The 6696-nt window shown below is 63.3% G+C and carries 4 protein-coding genes and 1 rRNA gene; 1 reads left to right on the top strand and 4 read right to left on the bottom strand.

The annotated features are described in order from the left end of the window. Positions 1-770, bottom strand: a 16S ribosomal RNA gene (locus QZ149_RS06870); the annotation flags it as partial. A gap of 573 nt (positions 771-1343) precedes the next feature. Between QZ149_RS06870 and QZ149_RS06865 the strand changes: the two genes are divergently transcribed. Then, positions 1344-2801, top strand: coding sequence for an alanine/glycine:cation symporter family protein (locus QZ149_RS06865; RefSeq protein WP_291450596.1), 1458 nt, complete (start codon positions 1344-1346; stop codon positions 2799-2801). Between the two features lie 94 nt (positions 2802-2895). On the opposite strand, the gene QZ149_RS06860 is transcribed toward QZ149_RS06865, so the two are convergent. From QZ149_RS06860 to QZ149_RS06850, 3 genes are all read right to left on the bottom strand, one after another. Then, positions 2896-3717: a hypothetical protein gene (locus QZ149_RS06860; protein WP_291450595.1), complete on the bottom strand. Its 822-nt coding sequence runs from the start codon at positions 3715-3717 to the stop codon at positions 2896-2898. Positions 3718-3952: 235 nt separating this feature from the next. Then, positions 3953-5551, bottom strand: coding sequence for an alcohol dehydrogenase catalytic domain-containing protein (locus tag QZ149_RS06855; RefSeq protein ID WP_291450594.1), 1599 nt, complete (start codon positions 5549-5551; stop codon positions 3953-3955). Between the two features lie 106 nt (positions 5552-5657). Further along, the gene (locus tag QZ149_RS06850; protein WP_291450593.1) at positions 5658-6680 is read right to left on the bottom strand and encodes an SDR family NAD(P)-dependent oxidoreductase; all 1023 of its coding nucleotides are present in this window, start codon (positions 6678-6680) and stop codon (positions 5658-5660) included. Positions 6681-6696: the final 16 nt, after the last annotated feature.

Genomic DNA, 6696 nt, shown 5'->3' with positions numbered 1-6696 from the left:
TCCCCACGCTTTCGCTCCTCAGCGTCAGTAACGGCCCAGAGACCCGCCTTCGCCACCGGTGTTCTTCCTGATATCTGCGCATTCCACCGCTACACCAGGAGTTCCAGTCTCCCCTACCGCACTCAAGTCAGCCCGTACCCACCGCACGCCCCCAGTTAAGCCAGAGAATTTCACGGCAGACGCGACCAACCGCCTACAAGCCCTTTACGCCCAATAATTCCGGACAACGCTCGCGCCCTACGTATTACCGCGGCTGCTGGCACGTAGTTAGCCGGCGCTTCTTTACCCACTACCCTCACCACAACCCACGTCGCGGCTTGACCATGAGCGAAAGAGGTTTACAACCCGAAGGCCTCCATCCCTCACGCGGCGTCGCTGCATCAGGCTTTCGCCCATTGTGCAATATTCCCCACTGCTGCCTCCCGTAGGAGTCTGGGCCGTATCTCAGTCCCAATGTGACCGGTCACCCTCTCAGGCCGGCTACCCGTCAAAGCCTTGGTAGGCCATCACCCCACCAACAAGCTGATAGGCCGCGAGCCCATCCCCCACCAGAACAAACCTTTCCACCAACCCCCATGCGAAGATCAGTGAATATCCAGTATTAGCACCCGTTTCCGGGCGTTATCCCAAAGAAGAGGGCAGGTTACTCACGTGTTACTCACCCGTTCGCCACTCATCCACCCAACAAAAGCTGAGCTTCAGCGTTCGACTTGCATGTGTTAAGCACGCCGCCAGCGTTCGTCCTGAGCCAGGATCAAACTCTCCGAACAAAAACAAAAACGTTAAAGCCCAGAAAAACCAACCAACCAAACAAACCAGCCGATCAGCAATCCCAACCAAAAACACTCAAAAACAAAAAACAGGCATAAAAAACAAACAAACACACTATCGAGTTCACAAACAACACCCACACAACCAAGCGCACACAGCACAAGCCCCGCACACTCAATAGGCGATTCGCGCCATGTTTCCGCGACCCGAGCATCTCGCTTCGTTCGCTGCCGTTCGGCGCAACAAGGAAAACAATACGCATGTCCGAGCGGACCGTCAAATCATAACGGTCCGCTCGTCTCCCAGAAGCTTTTCCGCGGAATTCCGGGCTTTGTAGCAGATTTTTGCCCACAAAACACCTAAAATTCAGCACTTTTCATGTCACAGAACACAGAATATCAAACAAAATGTGTGCCAGGCCACGCAATCTCATAACGCGATCTAGCATGCTGATCAGGACTTATACCGAGACCATCTCATTTGTTGCCTGAAACTTTACCAAGCGTTGACCTAGGGGCTATACTCACATCATCCGAGCGGCATCGCCGCATCCATCAATGCTAGGAACTTCCATGATTGCATCCGTTCTCGGCTCCATTTCCGACTTCATGTACACCTACGTACTAGTCGCACTGCTGATCGGCGTGGGCCTGTACTTCTTCGTCTTCACCCGCGCGCTCCCCCTCCGCATGTTCGGAGAGGCACTCCGTGTCGTCATGGAGCCTCCGAAAAAGGAAGGCGGCGTCTCGTCCTTCCGTGCGCTGATGGTCTCCACGGCCTCGCGCGTGGGCGTCGGTAACATCGCTGGCGTCGCGACGGCAGTGACGGCGGGTGGCGCTGGCGCTGTTTTCTGGATGTGGGTCATCGCGACGATTGGAGGCGCATCCGCCTTCATCGAGTCGACGCTCGCACAGATCTACAAGAAGCGCGGACCCCACCACTCCTACGGTGGCCCGGCCTACTACATCCAGACGGCACTCAAGCAGAACTGGCTGGCCTATCTCTTCGCTGTCATGCTCATTCTGACCTACATGGGCGGCTTCAACCTGCTCGCTTCTTTCAACGTGGCCGACACGTTCACGCAGTACTCCTGGGCGAACGAGTGGACTCCTTGGGCCGTCGGCGGCGTCCTTGCGGTCCTGATGGCCGGCTCAATCCTGGGCGGCACTCGACGCCTGACCGACGTGACCGGCTTCCTCGTCCCGATCATGGCGATCATTTACCTGGGTGTGGGCGCGGTCGTCATTGTCTTCAACTACCACAATATCCCCGCGATGTTCTCCGCAATCTTCTCGGGAGCCTTCGACTTCAAGGCGATTTTCGGTGGTTTCGCAGGCTCTGCGATGATGCTCGGCATCAAGCGTGGCCTCTACTCGAACGAGGCCGGTGTGGGTTCCGCGCCGAACGCCGCAGCCTCCGCCTCCGTGTCGCACCCTGCCAAGCAGGGCCTCGTTCAGATGCTCTCGGTCTTCATCGACACGATGATCATTTGTACCTTCACCGCGTTCGTGGTCCTCTCCTCGGGTGTCGGTGACGACGGCGGCGTCACCGGCGCTCCCCTCGTGAAGGACGCGATGGCTACGGTGCTCGGCCAACCGATCGCGCAGGTCTTCATCTCGGTGGCACTGTTCCTCTTCGCGTTCACGACGCTGGTGGGCAATTTCTACTACGCCGAAGTCAACTTCCGCTTCCTGCTGCGCAACATCAAGCTGGAACAGTGGATGCTGACGGCCTTCCGCCTCGTGGCAGCTGCCCTGGTCTTCTGCGGTGCGCTGCTGAAGTTCGAGGTCGCGTGGAGCTTGGGTGACATCCTCATGGGCCTCATGGCACTCATCAACCTGCCGGTGATTGTGATCCTCGGTCGCATCGCCGTCCGTTGCGCGAACGACTACACGGCGCAGCGCAAGGAGGGCCTGGACCCGAAGTTTACCGCCTCCTCGATTGGTCTGGATCCCTCCGAGCTGGACTACTGGCAGGACAAGAAGGCTCCGGCCTCCGCCAAGGACGCTGCCGAGAAGGCGGCCGTCTAAGCGAGCACTGCTCCACACGCCTTGCCCCGGCCTCGCATCGACGAGGCCGGGGCACGTTTATGCGCATGGGCGGCGGGCGAACGCCGCGGGATTCCTATGCGTCGCCCAGCCAGGCGCGGATGTGCAGTCCGCCGACGTGCCCGCACGCGGAAAGGGCTCGAGCCACTGTGTCGGCAGCCCACCCGAGCATCTCAGGGCCCCCGTGCGGGGCGCGCAGAGCGGCAGCCACTCCGGCGCCGGAGGCCATGGAGGACTCCACGGTGAGCCCCATCTGCACACACGAGACCAAGGCCTCGTCGAATCCCGAGCATGACAGAACCTGTCTCCCATATCGCACGCCCGCCTCGACGTAGATGAGCGGACCAAGGGCAACCAGGGACAAATCCAGCGCGCCAATGGGCAGGCTGCCGTCTTCCCACGGTTTGTTTGCGGTGGAGCGGGCGTAGCCCGGCGGCAGGTCACACTCGAAGACGCACTCGTCGACGCTCACATCGGCGACGAGCTCGAGGGTAGCCACGGAAGCGATCACGGAGGCCACGAAGGGGATGCGCCTGCCCGTTTCCCCGAGCCACGTGTCGACGAGGGCGTGGCACATCGCCGGGGCGGCGGCGTCCGTGGCAGAATCCCCTGCTACAACGGACGCCCTCGGCCCATCAACACCCCTGCCTCGTGGTGGTGCCTCAATGTCGCCTACGAAAAAATCGAAGGCGTAGAGCCCATGATGGGTGCGATCGTCGTCGAAGTCGGCGAATCCCAGCCCCGTACCAACGAGCACGGAGAGGAAGGCGTCGTAGAGGCACTCCCTGTCCTGCGCAAAGAGGTCCGCCGCGTGAGGCGCGCGCGGGTTCAGCTGGCCGACCAGCCACGCCTGCAACGCGACGTAGCCCTCGTTTGTCGTGCAATCGTTGAATCTCACGGCAACCTCCTCGTTCCGACGAGCGCACGCCTGACACTACTATGACAGAAACGAGGGCGCGCGGGAACCACTTTCGCGGGCAAGTCCGAGTACCAGCGAGACCGCGCGGCGGCGGCCCAGGCCGCAGAGGGACGTCATCTTCCCCCAACCAGCGCAAACGAGAGCGACGCGCACAAAGATGCCCCGGCCTCGTCCGGTGACAGACGAGGCCGGGGCGAAGGTCGAGACGGAGCGCTCAGCGGGTGGCGAGCAGCGCTTCCTCGGACTCCTTGGTCCACAGGCCGTCCTTCATGGCGGCGGCGACCTGCGGGAACTTCTCGGCCAGCTCGCTCAGCGGCGTGAGGCCCAGGTCGTGCAGCGACGGGAAGACCATGATCTTGCCGCCCGAGGTACGGTTCATCACCGCATTGATGGCGTCGCCGAAGCCCGCCATGCCGGTGACCGCCCACAGCGAGATCGTGGTGTCGATGACGCCGTCCTCGATCTTGCGCAGGACCGTGCGCATGTCGGACACGTCCGAACCGGAGGTTCCCAGCATGAAGATCTGGCGCTCGATGATGCCCTGCAGGTCAAAATCACCGAACGTGCCAGCCGGGATTCCCGCGAACGCGTTGAGGATGCCGCCCTGGGCCAGGAGGTCAACGGCCTGGGAGACCAGCGCGGGAACGGGCACGAGGCACGTCGCGTAGGTGTAGCCAAACTCCAGGGGCGTCGAGGAGGTATTGACGATGTCGAGGGGCACGCCGTTCTTCTCGGCGGTCGGGCCGACGACGGCCGCGAGGTTCGCCAGGCGCTCGTCCGACAGGTCGGTGCCGACCACGGAGATGCCGGGGACACCCGAGGTGACGGCGCGCATCGTGTGCATGACGCCCATCGGGCCGGCGGCGCCGACGAAGACGCAACGGTCGTTCTCGCGCAGGTCGCCGTTGGCGGGGATCCAGGCGTAGCCCTCGCGCGGGTCCGAGCCGGTCGTGCCGCAGAAGCGGGTGAAGTCGTAGTGGACGCGGCCGATGTCCAGGGAGACCTTGCGGGAGATCGTCTCGCCGCCCAGGACGACGCACATGGTGCCGCGGGTGCCGATCAGGAGCGCGGCCTTCTCGATGGCGTCGGCGTCCGAGCCGAAGAACACGACGTCGTCGAACTCTCCCTCGACGCCCTCAAGCTCCTCAGCGGCAACGCGCACAACCTCGGCGGGCTTATACTCGGCGGTCAGAGCGTCGATGTCGCCCTCGCCGACGACCAGCAGGCGGCCACCATCGGCGACGTGATCGCGCTCCACCCACGCGTAGGAACCCTCAACGGTCGCCCAGGGCTCGATGAGGCCAATGGCGGCGGCCGACGGCCCCTCCGACACGTGGATCAGGTACTCTTCCCCGTCCGGGGACACGACGCAGCGCTCGTCGACGACGACGTATTCCTCGAGGGCACCATCGAAGTTGTACCCGAAGGCACCGTTGGACTTCGAGGTGCGCAGGTGCTTCCAGTCCGCCTGGACCAGCAGACGGTCACCAACCTTGAAGTGCGTGACGGCCTCGCCGACCTGCACGACGCGCACCACGGGCTCGTGGCCGGGAGTCACAGCCTCCTGGTTCGGGTGGTAGGACGGGATGTCCTTGAGGGCATCCAGGTCGATGCCGCCGACCACGTCGGACTTGCGCGGGTGGCCATCGAACTGGTGGAGCAGCTTCGTATCGGAGAAGCAGATGCCGCAGGCTTCAACCTCGAGCAGGATCTGCGTCGGGCCAACGGGGTCAACGGGCTTCGCCGGGTTAACGACGAACTCCTCCTTGCCGACAATTTGGATGGCGTACTGGGTGGAGGGAACCTGGGTCATGACTGACTCCTTCACTGGGAAAACGATGGTGGGAACGAGAGGGACGAGGCCGGGGTACCCGAGGAGGGGACCGTGACTACCCTGGGTCCCCGGCCTCGAGACGGTGTCAGGAGAGCATGACCTGGCCGCCCGTGACGGGCACGGCCTGGCCGGTTTCGTACTCTTGTTCGACGATGTAGAAGATCGCGCGCAGGACGTCGATGCCCTGGGCACCGCGGCGCATGGGGACCTTCGCCTCGTAGAACTCCTTGACGTCGGCGACCGTCTTGGCACCGGGGACCTTCCCGGAGTTCAGGTACTGGACGAAGAGACCTCGGTCCGGGTCGGACCAGAGCGGCCCGTCGTAGAAGTTGCCGGGGCAGATCGCGTTGACCTTGACGCCGTGAGCAACCATCTCGAGGGCGAAGGACTGGACCAGGCCGATACCGCCGAACTTGGAACCCGCGTAGGCGGCGTTCTTGTTCGAGCCGACCAGGCCGGACTTGGAGTTGATCTGGATAATGTCGGTCAGCCATTCGGGTGCGGTGGAATGCTGGCGGGCCAGCAGCTGACCCAGGTGCTTGGTAACCAGGAAGAAGGCCACGTAGTTGATGTCCGTAGACAGGCGGAATGCCGAGGCGTCCTGCTCAAGGACGGAGCCAGCGCGCACGATACCCGCGTTGGACACGACCAGGTCGAGGCCGCCTGTGACGCGCTCGATTTCGGCGGCCATCGCGGCCACGGAGTCCTCGTCCGCGACATTGACGGTGATCGGGTGGGCGACGCCTTCGCCGCCCAGCTCGGCGGCCTTCGCGACCGCGCCCTCACCGTTCAGGTCGGCGACGTACACGAAGCAGCCGGCGTCCACCAGGCCTCGGGCGATCTCGGCACCGAAGCCCTGAGCACCGCCCGTGACGAGAGCGACGCGGCCGTTGATGGTGCGCTCGCCGGTGCGGGTCGGGCGGACCTCGTAGGTCTCCTCCCCCGCCCGCACGACGACGGGCAGTTCCGTCTCCTTCAGGGAGCAGGGGCACACCTCGGTGAGGGGGCCGTCGAAGGTGACGGTGGGCTCGGCCTCGCTGGGGGCCACGATGACCGGGCGACCGAGGGCCTTGAGGAACAGGCCGCGTACCTCGGGAGCGTTACTCATGATGGTTCTCTTTTCT

The organism is Actinomyces sp. ICM47, assembly GCF_905369875.1.
Classification (GTDB): Bacteria; Actinomycetota; Actinomycetes; order Actinomycetales; family Actinomycetaceae; genus Pauljensenia.
This window is presented reverse-complemented; position numbering and strand designations above follow the sequence as displayed.